Source organism: Polaromonas sp. P1_E1_2, assembly GCF_056406035.1.
Map to the genome: position 1 here is coordinate 1 of NZ_JBFUAZ010000003.1, position 21,405 is coordinate 21,405.

A 21,405-nucleotide genomic window follows, 5' to 3' on the forward strand; every position below is an offset into this window, starting at 1 on the left:
TACCCAAACCCTGCACAAGCAAAGGCCTGCGGCAGCCAGTACCATGGCCGCCATGAATCCGAACCCCCGATTTCTTTTCCTCGCCACCTCCACACGCGAGCCCGGCGCATTGGGCAACACCGAGTGGCTGGCGCAGCAAGCCGCCGCCGCACTGCCGGCCGGCACGCCCCAGGCCTGGCATCACCTGTCCCGCATGCGGATGCCGCTGTTTGTCGATCAGCGCCACACCACGGGCCAGTACGCCATGCCGGAAGGCGACATGAAGATGCTGCTGGACGCCACGATGGACGCCACCGACATTGTGTTTGTGGCCCCGGTGTACTGGTACAGCATTCCGGCGCCGCTGAAGATTTACCTCGACCACTGGAGCGCCTGGATGCGCGTGCCCGGCCTGCCGTTCAAGGAAGAGATGGCGAAAAAAACCTTGTGGCTGATCACCACCAGCGGCGACCGCGCCAAAGCGCAGCCCATGGTGGACTCAATCAGGCTCTGCGCGCAGTTCATGGCCATGAACTACGGCGGCGAACTGTGGGGCAAAGGCGGGCCACCCGACGCCGTCAAAGCCGATGCCGCCGCCACGGCACAAGCCGCGACGTTCCTGGCCGCTTGAGCCGCGCGGGCTTCGCGCAGGCAAGGTGGCCGTTTCCTACAAACGCTGCCTTTTCGGGCTGACAGCCCTGCCGGGGGGCGGGGCCGACAGTAGGTGCCATGACATCTTCCAAATCCGCTGCCGCACGGCAAAACAACCTGGAGCAACCCGTCTCGGGCAAGGGCATGCCGGCGAAAACTCCGCGCGTCCAGAGCTCACGTCCTGAGCGGGCGGGTTCGTCCAAAGACACCTCTGTCGAAGCCAGCCTGGAACTGCCTCATGAGCGCGACCAGTCCGTTGACATGACGGGCGGGCAATCCAGTGCCGAAGTCGAACAAGCCGGGCGCGATCTGCGGCGGGGGTTGAAAGACACCAGCAAGGGCCCTGAAATGGGCCACGCCTACAAGAAGCTCAAGTCCTAGGGCAAGCCCAAACGGCCTCATGGCGGCCATGCCTCACCGGGGCAAATCGCTGCTTGCCGAATCGCCGACGTATCTACATCCCGGCCGACGTATCAGGCGGCAACTCCATTTGCTATTGTTTTAATAGCTGTCAGCGCACAATCCACCGGCATTGCAGGCTATATTCATTTAAACAACGATGCACTGAAGTGCATCTGCCTTCCGGCAGTGAGGCCTGAAACCTGCCCCCGGTCACGGCCAGCACTCACCCCACCGCGCATCACGGTGCCTGAATTTGATTTGAAATGATCAAAAATTTCGTTATCATGAATTGTTTTGTAAATTTATATACATCCAGTTCCACTCCCAATCCTGATGGCGACATTCCCTGGCAACCCTTCAATGGCGCAGCGTATTGGGCGTTTATTGCCAACGCTGACGCGCTCGCACCGGCAAATGGCCGACTATGTGCTGGCTCACCCTTTGCAAGCAGCTACCATGCCCATCGACGAGCTGGCCGCCACGCTCGGGGTTTCGGTGGCCACCGCCAACCGGTTCGCCCGGGCGCTGGAATTTGACGGCTACCCGCAGTTCCGCGCCGCGCTGGTGCTGGGGTTTGAAGCCACGCTGGCGCCGGTTGAAAAGCTGCGCAACAACCTTGAGCACCCCGCCACGGTGGCAGACGTGTTTGCATCCGCCCTGGTGCAAAGCCAGCGCAACATCGACCTGACACGGCAGTCGCTGGATGCCCAGAGCTGTGAGCAGGCCGTGGCGGCGATCCTGAAGGCACGGCGCATTTACATTGCCGGCTTTGGCAGCAGCAGCTGGCTGGGCGGGCTGCTGCAGCGCTCGCTGGACCCTTACTGCGACAACGTCCAGCTCCTGGCCAGCATGGAAAGCTCGTCCTACGGCGCGCGCGTGCTGGCACGCCTCAAGCCCGAAGACCTGCTGATCGCCATTGCCTACCCGCGCTATTTCGGCGACACCATTTTGCTGGCGCGCCGCGCGCGCGACGCTGGCGTGCCGGTGCTGGCGCTGACCGACCGCGTGACGTCGCCGCTGGCGCCGCTGGCCACCGTCGCGCTCTACGCCCATACCGAAAGCCAGTACTTCGCCAACTCCGAAGCCACCGTCCTGGCACTGATAGAGGCCTTGTGCAGCGCGGTCGCTCACCGCGCTAAAGGCTCGCTCAAAGCCGCAACCCAGCTGGCCGAGTCGGTGCTGCCCTGGCTGCACGGCAACCACGCCGACCGGCTGCGTCCCGATACCGATGCCGCAGCACCTGCCCCACGCAAACCCCGCGCCCAACCGAAACTGCCAAAGGCATCCAAGTGACACGGCCCAAGCCCCTTCCCCTTATCGCCATCCACGGCGGCGCCGGCACCATGAGCCGCAGCCATATCAGCGCAGAACAAAACGCGGCGTATCACGCTGCCCTGCGGGGCATCCTGCGGCCCGCGCAGCAACTGCTGGCCGGCGGCGGCAGCGCGCTGGACGCGGTCAGCCTGGCGGTCGACCTGCTTGAAGACTGCCCGCTCTTCAATGCCGGGCACGGCGCTGTCTTCACCCACGACGGGACCCATGAGCTGGACGCGGCGGTGATGGACGGCGCCACTTTGCGCGCCGGTGCGGTGGCCTGCGTGAGCCGTGTACGCCGACCGGTGCGCGCAGCGCGTGCCGTGATGGAGCGCAGCGAACATGTGCTGCTGGTTGCGGCCGGCGCCGAAGCCTTTGCCGAAGCGCAGGGGCTGGAGATGGTCTCGCCCGATTATTTTTCGACCGATGCACGCCGCGAGCAATTGCGGCGCGCGCTCGCCGCCGACACGGCGGTGCTGGATCACGATGGCGCGGCGCTGGTGTTCCGCTCGCCCGCAGCCGGCGCTGCGCCCCTGGACGAAGGCCGAAAATTCGGCACCGTGGGCGCCGTTGCCCTGGATGCGCAGGGCAACCTGGCAGCCGCCACCTCCACCGGCGGCATGACAAACAAGCGCGCCGGCCGGGTCGGCGACTCACCCCTGATAGGCGCCGGCACCTATGCGGACAACCGCACGGCCGCCATTTCCTGCACCGGCTCGGGCGAAATGTTCATTCGCACCGCAGCGGCCTATGACATCTGCGCGCGCATGGCCTATGCCGGCATGCCGCTGGATGCGGCCGCCCGGGAAGTGGTCATGAACGTGCTGCCGGCCATCGGCGGGCGGGGCGGCCTGATTGCCGTCGATGCACAGGGCAACCTGAGCCTTCCCTTCAACACCGAAGGCATGTACCGTGGCTGGGCCCGCGTGGGTGAGGCGCCGGTGAGCGCCATTTACGCAGGCGAAGCCGACGAAAGCGCCGCATGACCGCTTTGCCCGGACTACTGGATGACATGACGCGCGCCAGTACGGCGCCCGGCGCACAGGGCACGCCCACTGCCGGCCGCCAGCGCGTGATTGAAGTCAACGACCTCAGCGTGAGCTTTGCCAGCGAGCAGCGCACCGTGCATGCGGTGCGGCGCCTCAGCTTTCACGTCGACGCCGGGGAAACGCTCGCCATCGTGGGCGAATCAGGCTCCGGAAAATCGGTGTCATCGCTGGCCCTCATGCGCCTGGTGGAGCAAGGCGGTGGCCGCCTGGGCAGCGGCAGCATGTGGCTGACGCGCCGCAACGGCGAGCGCCTTGACCTGGCGCAGGCCTCGCAATCGCAGATGCGCAGCCTGCGCGGCGCCGACCTGGCCATGGTGTTCCAGGAGCCCATGACCTCGCTCAACCCGGTGTTCACGGTGGGCGAGCAGATCGCCGAATCGATACGCCTGCACCAGGGGCTTTCACGCAAGGCGGCGCTTGCCGAAGCGCTGCGCATGCTCAACCTGGTCCGCATCCCGGAAGCCAAAAACGTGCTGGGCCGCCATCCGCACCAGCTGTCGGGGGGAATGCGCCAGCGCGTGGTGATTGCGATGGCGCTGGCCTGCAAGCCCACGCTGCTGATCGCCGACGAACCCACCACGGCACTGGACGTGACCATCCAGGCGCAGATTCTCGCGCTGATCCAGCAGCTGCAGCGCGAACTGGCCATGGCGGTGATCTTCATCACCCACGACATGGGCGTGGTGGCCGAAATTGCCGACCGCGTGCTCGTGATGTACCGCGGCGACAAGGTCGAAGAAGGTGACTGCGCCAGCCTCTTTGTGAGGCCGCAACAACCCTACACCCAGGCCCTGCTGGCAGCGGTGCCCCGGCTGGGTGCCATGCACGGGCAGGACCTGCCAGCGCGCTTTGCGGTGCCGGGCGCGCCGCAGGGCAAAGATGACGAAGGCGGCCAGGCTTTCAGCGCCGCAAGCACCGTGCGCCACGACCTGCCGCCTGTCCTCAAGGTGCAGGACCTGGTCACACGCTTTCCGCTGGCGAGCGGCCTGCTCGGGCGCGTGCGCCGGCAGGTGTATGCGGTGGAGCAGCTCAGCTTCGAGCTCAAGGCCGGTGAAACGCTGTCGCTGGTGGGCGAATCAGGTTGCGGAAAATCCACCACGGGCCGCTCGCTGGCCCGGCTGCTGGAATTCAACAGCGGTCAGGTCGAGGTCGCGGGGCGCGACATCTCGGCGCTCAAGGGCCGGGCCCTGCAGGCCTTGCGCCGCGACATCCAGTTTGTGTTCCAGGACCCGTTTGCCTCGCTTGACCCGCGGCTGACGGTCGGCTATTCGGTCATGGAGCCCATGCTGATCCACAAGCTCGCCTCGCCCCAGGAGGCGCAGGAACGCGTGCGCTGGCTATTGGGCAAGGTGGGCTTGCCAGCCGAAGCGGCCCATCGCTACCCGCACGAATTCTCCGGCGGGCAACGCCAGCGCGTGGCGATTGCGCGGGCGCTGGCGCTCAACCCCAAGGTGGTGATCGCCGACGAGGCGGTGTCGGCGCTGGACGTGTCGATCCGCGCGCAGATCATCAACCTGATGCTGGACCTGCAGCAGGAATTCGGCGTCGCCTTCCTGTTTATCTCGCACGACATGGCGGTGGTCGAGCGCATCAGCCACCGCGTGGCCGTGATGTACCTGGGCCAGATCGTGGAAATCGGCCCGCGCCGCGCCGTGTTCGAAAACCCTCAGCACGCCTACACGCGTCGCCTGCTGGCGGCCGTGCCGGTTGCCGACCCGGCCAGCCGCGGCGGGATGCGCGAACTCATGGCCGACGAGATTCCCAGCCCCATACGCGCTGTGGGCGACGCGCCGCAAGTGGCGCCGCTGCACCAGGTGGCGCCGGGGCATTTCGTGGCACGGCATTCGGTAGGAGGCCCTTATTGACCACCACTCGCCTTTCGCATTGTCTTTCCGTCTCCCGTGTTTGCCTCTCGTTTCGCCTCAAGGAGTTTTTTCATGAAGAATCGTCTTTCCACCCTCACAGCCGCGCTGGTTGGCCTGATCGGCCTGGCAGGTCTCACCACCGCGCCGGCCCATGCCGCCAAAGATGTGGTCGTGGCCGTCCAGTCCAATTTCACAAGCACCGATCCGTATGACTCCAACGACACGCTGTCGCAGGCCGTAGCCAAATCCTTCTATCAGGGTCTGTATGGTTTCGACAAGGAGATGAAGATGGTGCCGGTGCTGGCCGACAGCCACACGGTGAGCAAGGACGGGCTGGTCTACACCTTCAAGCTCAAGTCCGGCATCAAGTTTCATGACGGCACGCCTTTCAATGCCGAAGCCGTGAAAGTCACTTTCGAACGCGTGACCAACCCCGACAACAAGCTCAAGCGCTACAACCTCTACAAGAACATCGCCAAGATCGAGGCCGTGGACGCCACCACCGTGCGCTTTACGCTCAGGGAGCCGTTCTCGCCCTTCATCAACACGCTGGCCCACCCTTCCGGCGTGATCATTTCGCCCGCGGCACTGGCCAAGTACGGCAGCAAGGGCATCGCGCAGAACCCCGTAGGCACGGGCCCCTTCAAGTTCGTCGAATGGAAGGCCACCGACTACCTGAAAGTTGCCAAGTGGGAAGGCTACTGGAAGAAGGGCTACCCCAAGGTGGACAGCATCACCTGGCGCCCGGTGGTCGACAACAACACGCGTGCGGCCATGATGCAGACCAACGAGGCGCATTTCGCCTTCCCGATGCCGCCCGAGACGGTGGACAGCCTGTCGAAGAAGCCGAGCCTGGAAGTGACGAGCGCGCCGTCCATCATCCACCGCTACCTCTCGATGAACACGCTGCAAAAGCCTTTCGACAACCCGAAGGTGCGTGAAGCCATCAACTACGCCATCAACAAGGAGGCGCTGGTCAAGGTGGTGTTCTCGGGCTACGCGATTCCTGCCGAAGGCGTGGTGCCGCACGGCGTGGAATACGCCGCCAAGCTGGGCCCCTGGCCTTACAACCCGGCCAAGGCGCGCGAGCTGCTGAAGGAAGCCGGCTACCCCAACGGTTTTGAAAGCACTCTGTGGTCGGCCTACAACTACACCACCGCTCAGAAGGTGATCCAGTTCGTGCAGCAGCAACTGGCCCAGGTCGGCGTCAAGGTGCAGGTGCAGGCGCTGGAAGCCGGCCAGCGCGTGGAGCGCGTGGAAAGCGCACAGGACCCTGCCACGGCGCCGGTGCGCATGTACTACGTGGGCTGGTCGTCATCCACCGGCGAAGCCGACTGGGCCCTGCGCCCGCTGCTGGCTTCCGAGTCCCTGCCGCCCAAGATGTTCAACACCGCCTACTACAAGAACGCTGAAGTAGACGCCGACATCGCCAAGGCGCTGGTCACCACCAGCGGTGCCGAGAAGGCCAAGCTGTACACCGACGCCCAGCAGCGCATCTGGAAAGACGCCCCCTGGGCATTCCTGGTGACCGAGAAATTGCTGTCGGTGCGTGCGCGCAATCTGGCAGGCTTCTACGTCATCCCGGACGGCAGCTTCAACTTCGACGACGTGGAACTGAAGTAATCCCGGCAGCAGCAACAGCAATCTGAAGAAACCCGCTCCCGCATGACCTACTACCTTCTCAAGCGCCTGCTGGGCCTGCTGCCGACGCTGCTGATCGTGGCCGTGCTGGTGTTCCTGTTTGTGCACCTGCTGCCCGGCGACCCGGCACGCCTGGCCGCCGGGCCCGACGCCGGCCCCGAAACCGTGGAGCTGGTGCGCCGCGACCTGGGGCTGGACCTGCCGATGCCGCAGCAGTTCGTGCGCTTTTTCAGCCATGCGCTGCAGGGCGACTTCGGCCTGTCCATCCGCACCAAACGGCCCGTGGCGACTGAGATCTCGGAGCGCTTCGCGCCCACCTTCTGGCTCACCATCGCAGCCATGGGCTGGTCGGTGCTGCTGGGGCTGGTGCTGGGCATGGTGTCGGCGGTGTGGCGCAACCGCTGGCCCGACCGGCTGGGCATGTCGCTGGCAGTCTCGGGCATCTCGTTTCCCTCGTTCGCACTGGGCATGCTGCTCATGCAACTCTTTTCGGTGCAGCTGGGCTGGCTGCCCACCGTCGGGGCCGATTCGTGGCGGCACTACATCCTGCCGTCCCTCACGCTGGGCGCGGGCGTGGCAGCCGTGATGGCGCGTTTCACGCGCAGCTCCTTCATCGACATCCTCAAGGAAGACTACGTGCGCACGGCGCGCGCCAAGGGCTTGTCCGAAACCGTGGTGGTGGTGAAACACGCGCTGCGCAACGCACTGATCCCGGTGGTCACCATGATGGGCCTGCAGTTCGGCTTCCTGCTGGGCGGCTCCATCGTCGTCGAGGTCGTCTTCAACTGGCCCGGCATGGGCCGGCTGCTGGTGGACGCGGTGGAGATGCGGGACTACCCCGTAATCCAGGCGCTGGTGCTGCTGTTCTCGCTCGAATTCATCCTGATCAACCTGGTGGTGGACATGCTCTACGCCATCATCAACCCGACCATCCGCTTCAAGTGACTACCCCCGAACACCCACACGCTGCCATCGCAGGTGAGCCGTTGCCTGCGGAAAGCGCGCATCCCGCCATGGAGCAGCCCGGCGCAGAAACCGGCGTGCCCTTGACGGCCCTTGCCGTACGCACGCCTGCCTCCGAGTTCTGGCGGAAATTCAAGAACCAGCGCGTGGCCCTGGTGGCCAGCGGCTTCGTGCTGCTGCTGGTGCTGGTGGCCGTGTTCGCACCATGGCTGACACCTTTTGATGCGGAGAACTTCTTTGACTACGACGCGCTGAACACGCCGCCATCAGCCAAGCACTGGTTCGGCGTGGATGCGCTGGGGCGCGACATCTTCAGCCGCATCCTGATGGGCTCGCGCATCTCCCTGGCAGCGGGCCTGGTCTCGGTGGCCGTAGGCGCCGTGATCGGCACGCTGCTGGGCCTGCTGGCGGGCTATTACGAAGGCTGGTGGGACCGCATCGTGATGCGCATGTCCGACGTGCTGTTTGCCTTTCCCGGCATTTTGCTGGCCATCGGGATCGTCGCGATCCTGGGCAACGGCATGGTCAACGTGATCATGGCCGTGGCTGTGTTCAGCGTGCCGGCGTTTGCGCGCCTGGTGCGCGGCAATGTGCTTTCGCTCAAACACCAGACCTACATCGAGGCGGTGCGCTCCATAGGCGCTCCCGACTCGGTCATCATGCTGCGCCATCTGCTGCCGGGCACGGTGTCTTCGGTAGTGGTGTACCTCACCATGCGCATAGGCACCTCCATCATCACGGCGGCCAGCCTGTCTTTCCTGGGCCTGGGCGCACAGCCGCCCACCCCGGAATGGGGCGCCATGCTCAACGAGGCGCGCGCTGACATGCTGAACGCGCCGCACATCGCGCTGTTTCCCAGCCTGGCCATTTTCCTGACCGTGCTGGCCTTTAACCTGCTGGGTGACGGCCTGCGCGATGCGCTGGACCCCAAGCTTGACCGCCAGTAGCCGGGGCAAGGCCGCGTCGTGACACCCCGCCATCTGCTGCCCCACATCGGCAGCCTGCCGCACGGGCAGCGCAACGCCGTTACCGACGTCGCCGGTGTGACCGTGGGCCACTGCACGCTGGACTCGAACGAGCTGCAAACGGGCGTGACGGTGGTGCGCCCCCATGCCGGTGACCTGTTCCGAGACCGGGTCCCGGCCGCGGCTGTCGTGCTCAATGGTTTCGGCAAGAGCGTAGGCCTGATGCAGGTCGAGGAACTCGGCGTGCTGGAGACGCCGATTGCGCTCACCAACACCTTTTCGGCTGCCGCCGTGGCCACAGCGCAGATCCAACAGTGCGTTGCGGCCAACCCCGAAACGGGGCGCGGCCTGCCCACGGTCAACCCGCTGGTGTTTGAATGCAACGACGGCTTTCTCAACGACATCCAGCGCATGGCTGTCACCGGGCAGCACTACCTGCAGGCCTGCGAACAGGCAGGTGTGGAGGTGGAGGAAGGTTCGGTCGGCGCCGGTCGCGGCATGTCGAGCTTCGGTCTCAAGGGCGGCATAGGCACGGCTTCGCGCCGCGTGGCGACACCTGGGGACAGCGAGCACACCGTAGGCGCATTGGTGCTGGCCAACTACGGCCAGCTGCCGCAACTGGTCCTGGCAGGCCAGGCTCTGGGTTCCAGGCTGGCGGCACATCGCATGCACGCGGCAGAGCCGGAAAAAGGCTCCATCATCCTGCTGATCGCTACCGACGCCCCCCTTGACGCACGCCAGCTGCGCCGGCTGGCATTGCGCGCCGGCGCCGGCCTGGCCCGCACCGGCTCGGTATTCGGCCACGGCAGCGGCGATATCGCGCTGGCGTTTTCCACCGCCTACACCGTGCCGCAGCAAACTGCCAGGCCCATGCCGGCCGTGGCGATGCTGCATGACGGCCTGATTGACCCGCTGTTCCAGGCCGTTGCCGACAGCACCGAGCAAGCCATCATCCACGCCCTGTGGCAGGCCCGCGCCGTCACCGGCCGCGACGGCCATCATCGCAACGCGCTGCACGACTTGCTGCCCGGCTGGCCCTCCTCATCCTCCTTTCCATCTTCACCGGATTCCCCATGAAAGTCCTGATTTCCACCGACATCGAAGGCGTTGCCGGCGTTTTTCACCACGAACAGGTGCGCGCCGGCAACCCCGAGTACGAACGCGCCCGCCTGCTGATGACGCACGAGGCCAACGCCGCCATCGCCGGCGCCTTCGATGCAGGCGCCACCGAGGTGCTGGTCAACGATTCACACGGAAGTTTTCGCAACATGCCGCCCGACCTGCTGGACGCACGCGCCCAGGCCGTCATGGGCAAGCCGCGCTACCTGAGCATGATGGCCGGCGTCGACGACGGCGTGAACGCGGTCTGCATGATCGGCTACCACTCGCGCGCGCAAGGCCGCGGCATTCTGGCGCACACCATCAACAGCTTTGCCTTTGCACGCGTGTACTTCAACGGCCTTGAACTGGGCGAAGCCGGAATTTACGGCGCGCTGGCCGGCGAGTACGGCGTACCGGTGGTGATGGCCAGCGGCGACGATGTGTTCATCGAAGAACACCGTCCGCTGTTTCCGCACGCCACCTTTGTGCAAACCAAGCGGGCCACCGGCCAGACCAGCGGCATCAGCCTTTCCCCGGCCCAGGCCTGCGGCGCCATCCGCGCCGGCGTGGCCGCTGCGCTGGTGCAGCACGGTTCAGCCCGCCCCTATGTGCTGCCAGGCCCCATCGCCGTGCGCATCCAGACCCAGTCGCCGGCCCTGGCCGACCTGTTTTGCCAATGGCCGGCCCTGCGGCGGCTGGACGGTAACGAAGTCGGCTTTGACGCACCCACCGTGGAAGCCGCGGTGCGCATGGTCAACAGCCTGTCGGCCATGTCGAGCATGCTGCGCTAGGAAGCTGTTCGCGGCCTAAATGGGTTCTAAGGCACGCGCGGCGCGTGTTCCGCGCCCTGCCCCACGGCCCGCTCACTCATCCAGCGCAGCAGGTCCAGCCACATCTGGCGCATCTCGGCGTCCAGCGGCGTGCGGGTCGAATTGGGCAATTCGATGGTGACCACCGGTACGCCCTTGTGCACACCCCCATAGTTGCCCAGTGAGCCGGGGAAGATGCCCACCTGGTCAAGGTACAGGCGCCCCAGCCTGGAGGGCGGCACCGAGGGGCCGTCAAAGTCGAGCACGCCGTAAGGCGCATGAATGCTGACGATAAGGTTGGGTTTGAAGCTTTGCATCTGCTCATGCAAAAACCGCGACTCGGGCTCGGACAGCGGCTTGGGCCCAGGCCAGCGGCGCGGGTCCTTGCCGGTGCGCTTTTCCCAGTAAACCTTCGCGTCGCGCTCCCAATTGGGGGTGGGAAAGTTGCGGTTCAAATCCACACCATGTGCGTTGGTACGGCGAGGCGGCCTGGAAAGCACGCCGTCCGGATTGAGGACAGGAACGAATCGCCAGTGGATCGCCTGGGGCGAGTCCAGCGGCGGCTGGGAAGCCAGCCTGATCCAGTGCAGCGCCACGGCCCCTGAGGACAACTCGTCGCCGTGAATCGCACCGACGACCAGCACACGCAAGCCGGGCTGCTCGGGCTTGACGTCACGCACCCAGAGCACCCGGCCGTCAACCGAACGCGTCCCCGAAGCCTGCAGTTGCGCCGCCTCACACAGCTCACGCTTCACATTCGGGAGTTTGGAAGAGTAATCGGCGCAAGGTGAATCTGCACGAGCGCCAGCAGCTATTAAATAGATAGCAAAAAAACAGGCGGCAGAACGAAAAAATGGCATGGCACCCAGTTTAACTGCCGGGCCGCCAGTCCCTCGCAAGACGCGGCCTAAACCCTGACGCGGGTACGCCTGTACCGCTTCGGTTAAATTACCCTTCTATGCTGACCCCTGCCATCCCCCGCAAAGCGAGCAGCCCCAGCTTCTCCCAGCGGGAGTTCCGGGCTTCGCTGGCCATGTTTGCCACCGGGGTCACCATCGTCACCGCACGGACGCCGCAAGGCGCCTTGGTCGGGCTGACCGCCAACTCCTTCAACTCGGTATCGCTGCAGCCGCCGCTGGTGCTCTGGAGCCTGGCGCAGGCGGCCGGATCGATGGCCGCGCTCAGCACCGGATCACACTACGTCATCAACATCCTCGCGGCTGACCAGAAAGAGCTGGCCGAGCGCTTTGCCAGCCGGCGCGAAGACCGCTGGAAAGGCGTGCTGTTTACGGAGGGCGTCGGCGGCGCACCGTTGCTGACAGGCGCAGCCGCCACTTTCGAGTGCTTCAACCGCAGCCGGTACGAAGAAGGGGACCATGTGATCTTCGTGGGCGAAGTGGAGCGCTGCACCCACCGCGCGGGGGCCGCGCCGCTGCTGTTTCACGGCGGCAAGTTTTATACCGAGCATCCGCTGTAAACCGCACCTGCGCAAGCCGTGTTCAGCCCAGCCTGCCCAGCCGCACGGTCGTCACACCGGGCCGCAACTGCCGCACCGACGGCATGACCAGCACACAGTCGTCGTAGGGTGTCACCACCGGTTCGCCCGCATCATGCGCAATCGGCGTGCCGGCGTGACGTATGGTTTCGCCGCCGCAAAAGTCCTGCACAAACGCAAAGTCCATTGACCGCGCAACCACGCGGTGTGTCACCGTCACGGGCGGCGGCGGCGGCGCATCGGGCAGCAACCAGCCAGGCGGCACATCGCCGCGGTCAATCACCCCGGAGCCCACCAGAAACCGCATGAGCACGTTGCGCGCCGCCTGCAGCGACGCCAGTTCCCAGTGCTGGCCGGCCTCCAGCAGCAGGGCAATGCGGTCGCCGTTTTCGTCGCCAAACGGCCCGTAGTCCCGCATGCGGACCCCGTCGGCGTGGCCGGCATCGACGACCACCTGGCCCGTCGTAGCCAGGCTTTGTGCAAAAGCAATATTGCGCGGCAGCATGCCCGTCACCAGCAAAGCGCCACCGGGTTCATGCATGGAATGCAGGTCCAGCAGATGGGTGGCGCGGTCAACAAACGGCCTGATTTCGCGGGCGCGCAGCAGCTCGGCGCTGCGCCTGGGGCCGTCCAGCAGCTCAGGGGACCATACGCGGTTGAAATCCTCGTCAACAAAACGGGAGGCGTCGGGCTTGCGAGTGTCAAACCGCATGAAGGCCTCGGTGTTGCAGAACACGGCCGTGATGCGCCCCCGCCGCGGTTGCAGCCCGCTGAGAAGAAACGCGTCCAGCGCCCAGGCGCCCGAATATTCGTTGCCATGCACCAGCGCCGACACCAGCACTTCCGGGCCGGCTTCGGTTGAAGTGCGCTCCTGCACATGCGCCACCCCTGTGGAGGAGGCCGCCCAGAATGACAACCCTGGCGGCTGAAGCTGCACCGCATGGGCTTTCCTGATCACTTCGCCAGACTTCGCTTGATCGCTTCCTGATCGTTTCATGTGTCAGTACCGCCAGAAGATTTTCTGCAACTCTTTGGTGTCCCTTGTTTTCGTCAAGGCCAAGGCCAGAAGAATTCGGGCCTTCTGGGGATTCTGGTCGTCAACAACGAGCCAGTCATTGACGTCATCCTTCACCGAATTGTTCCGAATCACCACACCGCTGCCGGTACGGGTTGCCCGAACGACAAACACCCCCTTGGCGCGAATCTCGTTAAGCGGGCCAGCTATGTACTCAGGAACGCTTCCCGCGCCGACACCCGCATGAATGATGCCCTTGGCCCCGGATGCGACCAGCGCGTCGTATGCCGCACGGTTCATGTTCTGATAGCCATAAGCAATGTCGACCTGCGGCAGAGTCTGTATCTTGTCAATGTCGAACTCACTCTGCACCGTATGCGGGCGAATCAACGCACGGTAGAACCTGGCCTGACCTTCGATCACGAGACCGAGGGGACCGTAGGGAGATTTAAAGGTGTCAACCCGGGTCGCATTGGTTTTAGTGACATCCCGGGCGCTGTGAATCTCGTCATTCATGACCACCAAAGTCCCTTTTCCCACCGCTTCTTTACTCCCGGCGACCGCCACCGCGTTGTAGAGGTTAAGCGGCCCATCTGCGCTGAGTGCCGTGCCGGGCCGCATTGACCCGAGCATCACGACCGGCTTGCTGCTTTTGACGGTGAGGTTGAGAAAGTACGAGGTCTCTTCCAGGGTATCGGTGCCGTGGGTGATCACGATGCCATCAACCTCGTCCGACCGAAGGAGTTCAGACACCCGCCGGGCCAGTTGGAGCAGGCGGTCGTTGGTGAGGTTGTGTGAGCCGACCTGAAAGATCTGCTCGCCCTTGACGTTGGCAATAGTCTGGATTTCCGGCACGGCGGCCATGATCTTGTCGACAGCAACCACAGCGGCCTGATAGGCGCCGATGTTGGTGCTCGATGCTCCGACGCCGGCAATCGTGCCGCCGGTGGCGATGAGCACCACGTTAGGTTTCTTCACTTCCTGGGCCAGCGCCGAAGCCGAAACAGCAAGCGGCAATAGCAGACCGCAGGCGAGCCCGCGCAACATTGATATGACAGATAAGTGCATGACAATTCCCTCCGTGTCGGGCTAAAAATATTGCTCGGCGTGCAGAGCCCCGCCAGTGCTCCGGAGGGGCCTGGCCAGCACGCTTCGCGATTAACAAATACAGATCATGGCGAGCCAGGGTCTTCTGTGGGCCTGCCGCCGTTGTCCCGGCCCGGCCCCCGCGTCTTCAGCTTCAACGGCACCGCATGGGTTTGGGTGAATTCCCGCTGACGACTTACGAGGTAGCGCCGGTCGCCACTGCCTTGTTGACCACGTTGCGCACGCGCTGGGTTTCAGCCCGGATAAAGGCCGTGAGCGCCTGTGGCGTGCCGCCGTCATTGGAGATGCCGGCTTTCTGGAGCTTTTGCCAAACGGCTTCTTCGCGCAGGATTTCGTTGAGCTCCCTGTTCAGGCGCGCCACCATGGGCGCCGGCAGCTTGGCGGGCCCGAAGAGGCCGAACCAGACGTTCATGTCGTAACCCTTGAGCTTGGGGTTCTCGCCGAGTGCAGGGATTTGTGGTGCAGCCCGCGAACGCGTCGGCGTGGTGACGCCCAAGGGGATCATCTTGCCGGACTCGATGTGTGGCAGCGCGGAGGAAAGCACAGAGACACTGAACTCGATATTGCCGCCCAGCAAGTCCTGCAGCTGCTGTCCTGCGCCGCGATACGGCACATGGCGGAAGGTGGTGCCAGCCATCAGGTTGATCAGCTCTCCCGACACATGCAGCGGCGTGCCTATGCCCGAAGAGGCAAAGCTCAGCTGGTTGCGTTCGCGTTTGGATTTGGCAATCGCTTCCTCCATGGTTTTGACGCCGGTCTTGGTGTTGGTCACAAAGACCATGGGCGTGACGCCTATCAGCCCGACCGGGCTCAAGTCGGTTTCACCGTTGTACTTGACCGCAGCGTTGAACAGTTTGGCAATCGAGATTTCGCTGCCCGAACCCAGCAGCAGCGTATAGCCGTCGGGCGCGGCACTGACCACTTTTTGGGCGCCTATGGTTCCACCGGCGCCGCCGATATTCTCGATCACCACGGGTGTGCCCAGGCGCTTGGCCAGCGGTTCGGCGATGATGCGCGCCACCAGGTCCACGCTTCCGCCGGCAGGGTAGCCCACCACCAGCGAAATGGGCTTGCCGGCAGGCCAGGCCTGGCCCCAGGCAGCCGGCAAACCCAACAGCCCTGCGGCGGCAAGGCAAAGTGTGCGGCTCACGCCGCGGCGATTGAGGGTAAACATTCCTGGCATGGCGCGCTCCTTGTTGATGGCGCCAGTCTAGGAGCCGCCCCTGCGCGGCCCATGCGTATCACGCATGGGCGCATGCGACCTGGATTCAGGAAGCAGCCGGCGTGCTGGCGGACCAGATGCGCTGCACCAATTCATTGCGCGGGCTGCGCGGCCGGTACAGGCGAATCTCAAACCGGACCGTCAGGCCCTTGCCGTCGGCCTCCACCAGCCTTCCGCTGCGCAGGTCACCTTCGACCAGTCCGCGCGGCAGCCAGGCCAGGCCCACGCCCTGCAAGGCCTGCTCATGCAGCGACTCGGCGAAGTCAGACTCGGTCACGGTATGCAGATGCAGCTCGCGCGCACTGCGGCTGAGCCCGTCCTGAAGGATCTGGCCCAGCGCGAGCGTGGGCGCATAACCCAGCACCGGCACCGGCTTGCGGGCCGTGCCGGGCAAGGCGTGCTGCGGCTGGCCATCGGCGCGCGGTGCGCTGACGGCCACGAGTTCGTCGGTGCCCAGCGCGAGTCCTTCGAACGTCTGTTCGTCCAGCAACAGCGGCAGCCGCGGATGCGTGAACGACAGCAGGAAGTCAGCAGCCCCCTGCTCCAGGGCGGTGGCGCCTTCATGGATGGAGCCTGTGAGAATGCGCAAGCGAAACTCCCCGGCTCCGCGCTTGGCGCGCGCGAGCCAGTCAGGCACGGCGCTGCGTGAGAGCGTGCGGCCTGTTGCCAACGTGACCCAGTCCAGCCCGCCCCGTGCATGGCGGATGCGGGAGCGCGCATCGTTAAGGCTCGCCGCCGCGCGGCGCGCCACCGGCAGCAGCTCTTCACCGGCGGCCGTCAGGGCCAGAGGCATCACCGCGCGATTGATCAGGTCGGCGCCCACCCACAGCTCCAGAGCGCGGATACGGCGCGAAAATTGCGGCTGCGTCACATGGCGAAGCTCCGCCGCACGCGAAAAGCTGCGCTCACGTGCCAGCGCGATGAAGTCTTCCAGCCATTTATGGTCCACGGCAGCACCTTGTCCAGGGATTTAATGCAATGGTATTCCTTGTTACCCCGGCCAGCGAGCTGCCAGGGGTCGGGCTACCATCAAGGCATGAAGACAGCCCGCAAAGCCAATCTCGATCTCCTCGCCATGTCCCTCTTGCTGGGATGCTGCCTGTTCTGGGGCCTGCAGCAGGTCTTGATCAAGGCCACGATCAGCGAAATACCGCCGATGTTCCAGGCCTCGCTGCGGCTGGTTGGCGCCACGGCGTTGCTCTGGCTCTGGTGCCTGTGGCGCAAGGTCCCGCTCTTCAGCCGCGACGATTCGCTGAAGGCCGGCCTGCTGGCGGGCGCGCTGTTCGGCGCAGAGTTCGCCTGCATTTATGTAGGCTTGCAATACACCAGCGCTTCCCGCCTCACGGTGTTTCTGTACACCTCGCCTTTCTGGGTCGCCCTGCTGGTACCGCTGTGGGTGAAGTCCGAACGCCTGCGCGGCGTGCAATGGCTGGGCCTGTTGTGCGCCTTCGCCTCCGTGGTGTTCGCGCTGCGTGAAGGTTTCACCGGTGATCATGCGTCGACGGCGCGGGGCGATCTGCTGGCACTGGCCGCCGGCATGCTGTGGGGCCTGACCACGGTGGTGATACGTGCCACCAAACTGGTCAGCATCTCCGCTGAAAAACTCCTGTTCTACCAATTGGCCGTTAGCGCCGCAGTGTTTCCGGCCCTGTCGCTCTACCTGGGCGAGCAATGGTCGTGGCATTTCAGCCCGTTTGCCATTACTTCCCTGCTGCTGCAGACCGTCATAGGCGCATTCGCCAGCTACCTGGCCTGGATGTGGATGCTGGGGCGCTACCCGGCAACCAAGATTTCGGTGTTCGTGTTTTTCACGCCGCTGTTCGCGCTGCTGTTCGGCGCGCTGTGGCTGAAAGAAAGTATCACCACCGGTCTGCTGGTGGCGCTGGCCATGGTCGCGGCGGGCATTGTGCTGGTCAATCGCAAGCCGGCAGGCGCATAATTTTTCAGCATGACGCCTCATAAACGCATCCCCGGCCATCGCTTCCTCCATTCACCTGGCCCCACGCGGGTACCTGACGAGGTCATGGATGCGATGCGGCGCCAGCCCATGGACCTGGCCGACCCGCGGCTTGATCGTGTGATCCAGGCCTGCGAGACCGGGCTCAAGGCGCTGCTGCAAACCACCGCGGCCGACGTCTTCCTGTATGCCTGCAACGGCCACGGCGCCTGGGAGGCCGTGATCGCCAACCTGCTGGCGCCCGGGCAGCAGGTGCTGATCGCCGGGACGGGGCACTTCTCCGAATCCTGGGCCATACAGGCCGAGGCCATGGGCGCAGCAGTCATCCGCACGCCCTGGCGCGAGGGTTACCCGATTGACGTGCCGGCCATAGAAGCCGCGCTGCGCGCCGACACTGCGCATGCCATCGTGGCGGTGTTTGTGGTTCATACCGACACTGCGAGCGGCATGACCAGTGACCCGGGCAAAGTCCGGCGGGTGCTGGAAGCCACGGCCCACCCCGCGCTACTGGTGGTAGATGTGGTCGCGTCGCTGGGCGCGTCGCCCTTTGCCATGGATGCGCTGGGCGCCAACGTCGTGCTGGGCGCCTCGCAAAAAGGCTTGATGGTGCCGCCCGGTCTGGCCTTTGTGGCTGCGGATGCCGCAGCGATGAAGGTAGCCGCTGCCAATCCCTCGCCGCGCTTTTACTGGGACTGGGCGCGGCGGCAAAGCCCGCTCAGCTACCGCAAGTTCTGCGGCACGCCGCCGCAAAGCCTGCTGTTCGGCCTGGAGGCTGCACTGGGGCTGATCTTTCATGAGGGCGTCGAAGAGGTCATCGCCCGCCACCAGCTGATCGCCAGTGCGGTGCACGCCGCTGTCGATGCCTGGAGTGAAGGCGGTGCTCTGGGCCTTTTTGTGCGCGAGCCTGCGGCGCGCTCGGTCTCCGTCACGACGGTGTCTGTCACTGCGGGCATTGATCCCGAAGCCTTGCGCACTGTTGCGCGCGAACGGTTTCAGGTGGCGATTGCAGGCGGTTTGGGCCCGCTGGCGGGAAGAACCTTTCGCATCGGCCACCTGGGTGACATGAACCCGGCCATGATCCTGGGTTGCCTGGCCGGCCTGGAAGCGGCCATGCAGGTGCAGGGCATTCCCATCGGCGGCGGCGTGCAGCATGCCGTTGCAGCCTTGGCAGGTAAACGCTAGTACCTACTGCGAGGCAGTGATGCCGCCGTCGAGGTAAAGCACCTGCCCGGTCACAAAGCGGGATGCGGGCGCCGCAAAAAAAACGGCCGCACCCGCCACGTCCTGCGGGTCGGCCACGCGACCCAGCGGAATGCGTTCCAACACCTGCTTGCGCGTCTCAGGATTTTCGAGCCAGTGGCGCGCCATCTCCGTCTGCACCACCGTAGGTGCGATGCCGTTGACAGTGATGCCGTACGGCGCCAGTTCACTCGCATGCTGGCGAATCAGCATGACCAGGCCGCCCTTGCTGCTGCTGTAGGCCGAATAACCCCGGCCGCGCAAACCGAGCTGCGCGCGCACCGACAGCAGATGCACCTGAGCGCCGCCCCTGCCGCCTTCAATCTGTTTTTTAGCCGCAGCCTGCGCAAGAAACATGGCGGCCTTGAGGTTGACCTGCAACACCTCGTCAAAGGCTTCTTCCGTCACCTCCAGCAAGGCCTGCTCACGCTGCATGCCGACGCAGTTCATCAAGATGTCGAGGGCTCCCCATTGCGCCGCAACCGCATCAACGGAAGCCTGCATCTGCGGCACCGAATGCGCGTCCATGGCCAGACCCATGGCCTCGTGCCCTGCCGCACGCAGCGCGGAGGCAACGGCCTCGGCCTTGGCTTCGTCGCGCCCCGAAACTGCCACCCGTGCGCCGGCCATCGCCAGGCCCCAGGCAACGGCCTCGCCAATACCACCATAGCCACCGGGCACGTAAGCGGTTTTGCCGCGCAGGTCAAAAAGGCCTGAAAGCGCGGTACTGAAATCAATCCGGGGTGTGATGCTCATGGATGGCGAAATTGTGGGCGCAAAGCCGGCTAGCGACGAAAGGGCTTTCCCTCAGTCCATCAATAGCCCGCCGTTCAGGTCGATGATCTCGCCCGTGATAAAACCCGACAGCGGCGAGGCCAGGAAGCGCACCACGTGAGCGAACTCCTCGGGCTCGCAGAAGCGGCCGACCGGGATGTCCTTGAGCAGCTTCTGGCGCTGCTCTTCATTGAGCTGTTCGGTGATCATGGGCGTTTTGACGTAAGCGGGCGCGACGGCATTGGCCGTGACGCCAAAGGGCGCGAGTTCGCGCGCCAGTGAAAAGGTCAGCGAACTCATCGCGCCCTTGGACACCGAATAGGCCGTGCCTGCTGTCAATCCACCTGTCTTGGCCGCCAGGGAGCTGGTGTTGATGATGCGGCCGAAGCGCCGCACCTTCATTGCCGGCACCACCTGCTGCGCAAGGTAAAAAGCGCCGTCGAGGTTGGCGCCCATCACGCGCCGCCATTCACCCGCTTCGGTGGCCTCGATCTTGTTGTTGGACAGGATGCCCGCGTTGTTGATCAGGATGTCGACTGGCCCGAAGGCCTTGACGATGAGCGCATGACCGTCGCTCACGGCGGCCGCATCGCTGATGTCAAACGAGAACGGCAGGACACGCGAGCCCAACTCATGTGCGAGCGCACGGTTGCGTTCATGGCTGACATCCACCATCGCGACCTTGCAGCCGTCCTCCAGCAACACCTTGACGACGGCCAGGCCCATGGTGCCCGCCGCGCCCGTGACGAGCGCGACTTTGTTTTCAAGCGGTTTCATTACTCAACTTTCATAGTCGTCAAAAAACTCTTTACCAGAACACCGCGGAACCGGCTTTGCCGGGCCGCTAGTGTTGCCCCCTGCAAGGGGGGATCCGGCTACACAAAGTGAGCCGAGACGGGGGTGTGCCGACTTCAAGCGTCCAGGACGCTCTTCTTGCCAAACAATCCACGTGAGCGGAATGTCACGACGGCAATGAACAAGAGGTACATGGACATCAACGACCATTCGGACGCATACGAACCCGTGAGCCCAACAACCATGCCGACCATCAGCCCGGCGATCACTGCACCCCAGAGCGAACCGACGCCGCCCAGCACAATGATCAGGAATGCCGGCACCACTGCGTCTACGCCCACATGCGGGCGGATACCCCAGATCGGCGCCATGACCACGCCGGCGATGGCGGCCAACGCCACGCCCAGACCAAATACGAAAAGGCGCAGGCGAGAAAGGTTGATGCCCAGGGCGCGCACCATTTCACTGTCGTGCGCGCCGGCCTTGATGATCGCGCCGTAAGGCGTCTTCTGCAAAAACACCCAGAGCAGCATGATCATCAGGATGGCGAATCCACTGGCGAAGAAGCGATACTTCGAATAGACCAGGTCACCCATCAGGAAAGCGCCAGAGATGACTTCAGGCAGCATCAACTGCTTTTCCGAGGAGCCCCACACCAGGCGTATGGTTTCCTCAATGACCAGCGCCGCACCGAAGGTCAGCAGCAGGCCATAGAGCGGGTCACGGCCATAAGTGCGCCGCATGCACAGCTCCAGCAACAAGCCGAAAATACCCACCAGGATGGGCGCAAGAATGAGTGCCGCCAGGTAACGCGTTCCCAGCGGCAAACTCATGTACCAGGCCTGCAGGTTCGGGAACATGCCCAGCTGCGGTGCGATCAGGAAAAGCGCGAAGTACATGCCCAGCGCAAACAGCGAGCCGTGCGCCAGGTTGATGGTTTCCATCACCCCCACGATGAGCATGAAGCCCAACGCGATGAGTGCGAACAACAGGCCCAGCGAGATGCCGTTGACGAGGTGCGGAATAAGCTGGAGCAGAAAATCCATGTCGGTCTTTGAAGAT

At 64.5% G+C, this 21,405-nt stretch carries 21 protein-coding genes; 13 read left to right on the forward strand and 8 right to left on the reverse strand.

Annotated features, from left to right (window positions below; genetic code table 11):
* Window positions 1–43: 43 nt before the first annotated feature.
* From AC1D1P_RS00355 to AC1D1P_RS00400, 10 genes are all read left to right on the forward strand, one after another.
* A complete protein-coding gene (locus tag AC1D1P_RS00355) occupies window positions 44–610 on the forward strand; it encodes a flavodoxin family protein (protein ID WP_477670332.1) in 567 nt (188 codons plus the stop codon).
* A 98-nt stretch (window positions 611–708) separates the two neighbouring features.
* Window positions 709–1,011: a hypothetical protein gene (locus AC1D1P_RS00360; protein WP_477670333.1), complete on the forward strand. Its 303-nt coding sequence runs from the start codon at window positions 709–711 to the stop codon at window positions 1,009–1,011.
* A 354-nt stretch (window positions 1,012–1,365) separates the two neighbouring features.
* Window positions 1,366–2,325, forward strand: a complete 960-nt coding sequence (locus AC1D1P_RS00365; RefSeq protein ID WP_477670334.1) for a MurR/RpiR family transcriptional regulator — start codon at window positions 1,366–1,368, stop codon at window positions 2,323–2,325.
* Window positions 2,322–3,332: an isoaspartyl peptidase/L-asparaginase family protein gene (locus AC1D1P_RS00370; RefSeq protein WP_477670335.1), complete on the forward strand. Its 1,011-nt coding sequence runs from the start codon at window positions 2,322–2,324 to the stop codon at window positions 3,330–3,332. The genes AC1D1P_RS00365 and AC1D1P_RS00370 overlap by 4 nt, the downstream gene beginning before the upstream one ends.
* 26 nt (window positions 3,333–3,358) lie before the next feature.
* Window positions 3,359–5,260, forward strand: a complete 1,902-nt coding sequence (locus AC1D1P_RS00375; protein ID WP_477670741.1) for a dipeptide ABC transporter ATP-binding protein — start codon at window positions 3,359–3,361, stop codon at window positions 5,258–5,260.
* Between the two features lie 72 nt (window positions 5,261–5,332).
* Window positions 5,333–6,883 (forward strand): glutathione ABC transporter substrate-binding protein GsiB, encoded by a 1,551-nt coding sequence (gsiB, locus tag AC1D1P_RS00380; RefSeq protein WP_477670336.1) that lies wholly within the window; start codon window positions 5,333–5,335, stop codon window positions 6,881–6,883.
* A gap of 42 nt (window positions 6,884–6,925) precedes the next feature.
* Complete coding sequence (gsiC, locus tag AC1D1P_RS00385) at window positions 6,926–7,846, forward strand: glutathione ABC transporter permease GsiC (protein WP_477670337.1); 921 nt, start codon at window positions 6,926–6,928, stop codon at window positions 7,844–7,846.
* A gap of 68 nt (window positions 7,847–7,914) precedes the next feature.
* The gene (gene gsiD / locus AC1D1P_RS00390; RefSeq protein ID WP_477670742.1) at window positions 7,915–8,811 is read left to right on the forward strand and encodes a glutathione ABC transporter permease GsiD; all 897 of its coding nucleotides are present in this window, start codon (window positions 7,915–7,917) and stop codon (window positions 8,809–8,811) included.
* Window positions 8,812–8,829: 18 nt separating this feature from the next.
* Window positions 8,830–9,906: a DmpA family aminopeptidase gene (locus AC1D1P_RS00395; RefSeq protein WP_477671772.1), complete on the forward strand. Its 1,077-nt coding sequence runs from the start codon at window positions 8,830–8,832 to the stop codon at window positions 9,904–9,906.
* Window positions 9,903–10,721, forward strand: coding sequence for a M55 family metallopeptidase (locus AC1D1P_RS00400; protein WP_477670339.1), 819 nt, complete (start codon window positions 9,903–9,905; stop codon window positions 10,719–10,721). Before AC1D1P_RS00395 ends, AC1D1P_RS00400 begins: the two co-directional genes overlap by 4 nt.
* A gap of 26 nt (window positions 10,722–10,747) precedes the next feature.
* On the opposite strand, the gene AC1D1P_RS00405 is transcribed toward AC1D1P_RS00400, so the two are convergent.
* Complete coding sequence (locus AC1D1P_RS00405) at window positions 10,748–11,494, reverse strand: M14 family zinc carboxypeptidase (RefSeq protein ID WP_477670340.1); 747 nt, start codon at window positions 11,492–11,494, stop codon at window positions 10,748–10,750.
* Window positions 11,495–11,697: 203 nt separating this feature from the next.
* Here AC1D1P_RS00405 and AC1D1P_RS00410 point away from each other — a divergent pair, with 203 nt between their 5' ends.
* A complete protein-coding gene (locus tag AC1D1P_RS00410) occupies window positions 11,698–12,216 on the forward strand; it encodes a flavin reductase family protein (RefSeq protein ID WP_477670341.1) in 519 nt (172 codons plus the stop codon).
* Window positions 12,217–12,238: 22 nt separating this feature from the next.
* On the opposite strand, the gene AC1D1P_RS00415 is transcribed toward AC1D1P_RS00410, so the two are convergent.
* From AC1D1P_RS00415 to AC1D1P_RS00430, 4 genes are all read right to left on the reverse strand, one after another.
* Complete coding sequence (locus AC1D1P_RS00415) at window positions 12,239–13,231, reverse strand: M14 family metallopeptidase (RefSeq protein WP_477670342.1); 993 nt, start codon at window positions 13,229–13,231, stop codon at window positions 12,239–12,241.
* Window positions 13,232–13,234: 3 nt separating this feature from the next.
* Window positions 13,235–14,317 (reverse strand): asparaginase, encoded by a 1,083-nt coding sequence (locus AC1D1P_RS00420; protein WP_457281800.1) that lies wholly within the window; start codon window positions 14,315–14,317, stop codon window positions 13,235–13,237.
* Between the two features lie 214 nt (window positions 14,318–14,531).
* A complete protein-coding gene (locus AC1D1P_RS00425) occupies window positions 14,532–15,539 on the reverse strand; it encodes a Bug family tripartite tricarboxylate transporter substrate binding protein (protein WP_477670343.1) in 1,008 nt (335 codons plus the stop codon).
* 85 nt (window positions 15,540–15,624) lie between these two features.
* Window positions 15,625–16,527 (reverse strand): LysR substrate-binding domain-containing protein, encoded by a 903-nt coding sequence (locus tag AC1D1P_RS00430; protein WP_477671773.1) that lies wholly within the window; start codon window positions 16,525–16,527, stop codon window positions 15,625–15,627.
* An 87-nt stretch (window positions 16,528–16,614) separates the two neighbouring features.
* Here AC1D1P_RS00430 and AC1D1P_RS00435 point away from each other — a divergent pair, with 87 nt between their 5' ends.
* Window positions 16,615–17,517 carry a DMT family transporter gene (locus AC1D1P_RS00435; RefSeq protein ID WP_477671774.1) on the forward strand — a complete coding sequence of 301 codons (903 nt, stop codon included), beginning with the start codon at window positions 16,615–16,617 and terminating at the stop codon, window positions 17,515–17,517.
* A gap of 9 nt (window positions 17,518–17,526) precedes the next feature.
* Window positions 17,527–18,717 carry a pyridoxal-phosphate-dependent aminotransferase family protein gene (locus AC1D1P_RS00440; RefSeq protein WP_477671775.1) on the forward strand — a complete coding sequence of 397 codons (1,191 nt, stop codon included), beginning with the start codon at window positions 17,527–17,529 and terminating at the stop codon, window positions 18,715–18,717.
* Window positions 18,718–18,720: 3 nt separating this feature from the next.
* Here AC1D1P_RS00440 and AC1D1P_RS00445 read toward each other — a convergent pair whose 3' ends face one another.
* The 3 genes from AC1D1P_RS00445 to AC1D1P_RS00455 form a co-directional block, all read right to left on the reverse strand.
* The gene (locus AC1D1P_RS00445) at window positions 18,721–19,530 is read right to left on the reverse strand and encodes an SDR family NAD(P)-dependent oxidoreductase (protein ID WP_477670347.1); all 810 of its coding nucleotides are present in this window, start codon (window positions 19,528–19,530) and stop codon (window positions 18,721–18,723) included.
* A 51-nt stretch (window positions 19,531–19,581) separates the two neighbouring features.
* Window positions 19,582–20,325: an SDR family NAD(P)-dependent oxidoreductase gene (locus AC1D1P_RS00450; protein ID WP_477670348.1), complete on the reverse strand. Its 744-nt coding sequence runs from the start codon at window positions 20,323–20,325 to the stop codon at window positions 19,582–19,584.
* 134 nt (window positions 20,326–20,459) lie between these two features.
* Window positions 20,460–21,389, reverse strand: a complete 930-nt coding sequence (locus AC1D1P_RS00455; protein WP_477670349.1) for a branched-chain amino acid ABC transporter permease — start codon at window positions 21,387–21,389, stop codon at window positions 20,460–20,462.
* Window positions 21,390–21,405 lie beyond the last annotated feature (16 nt).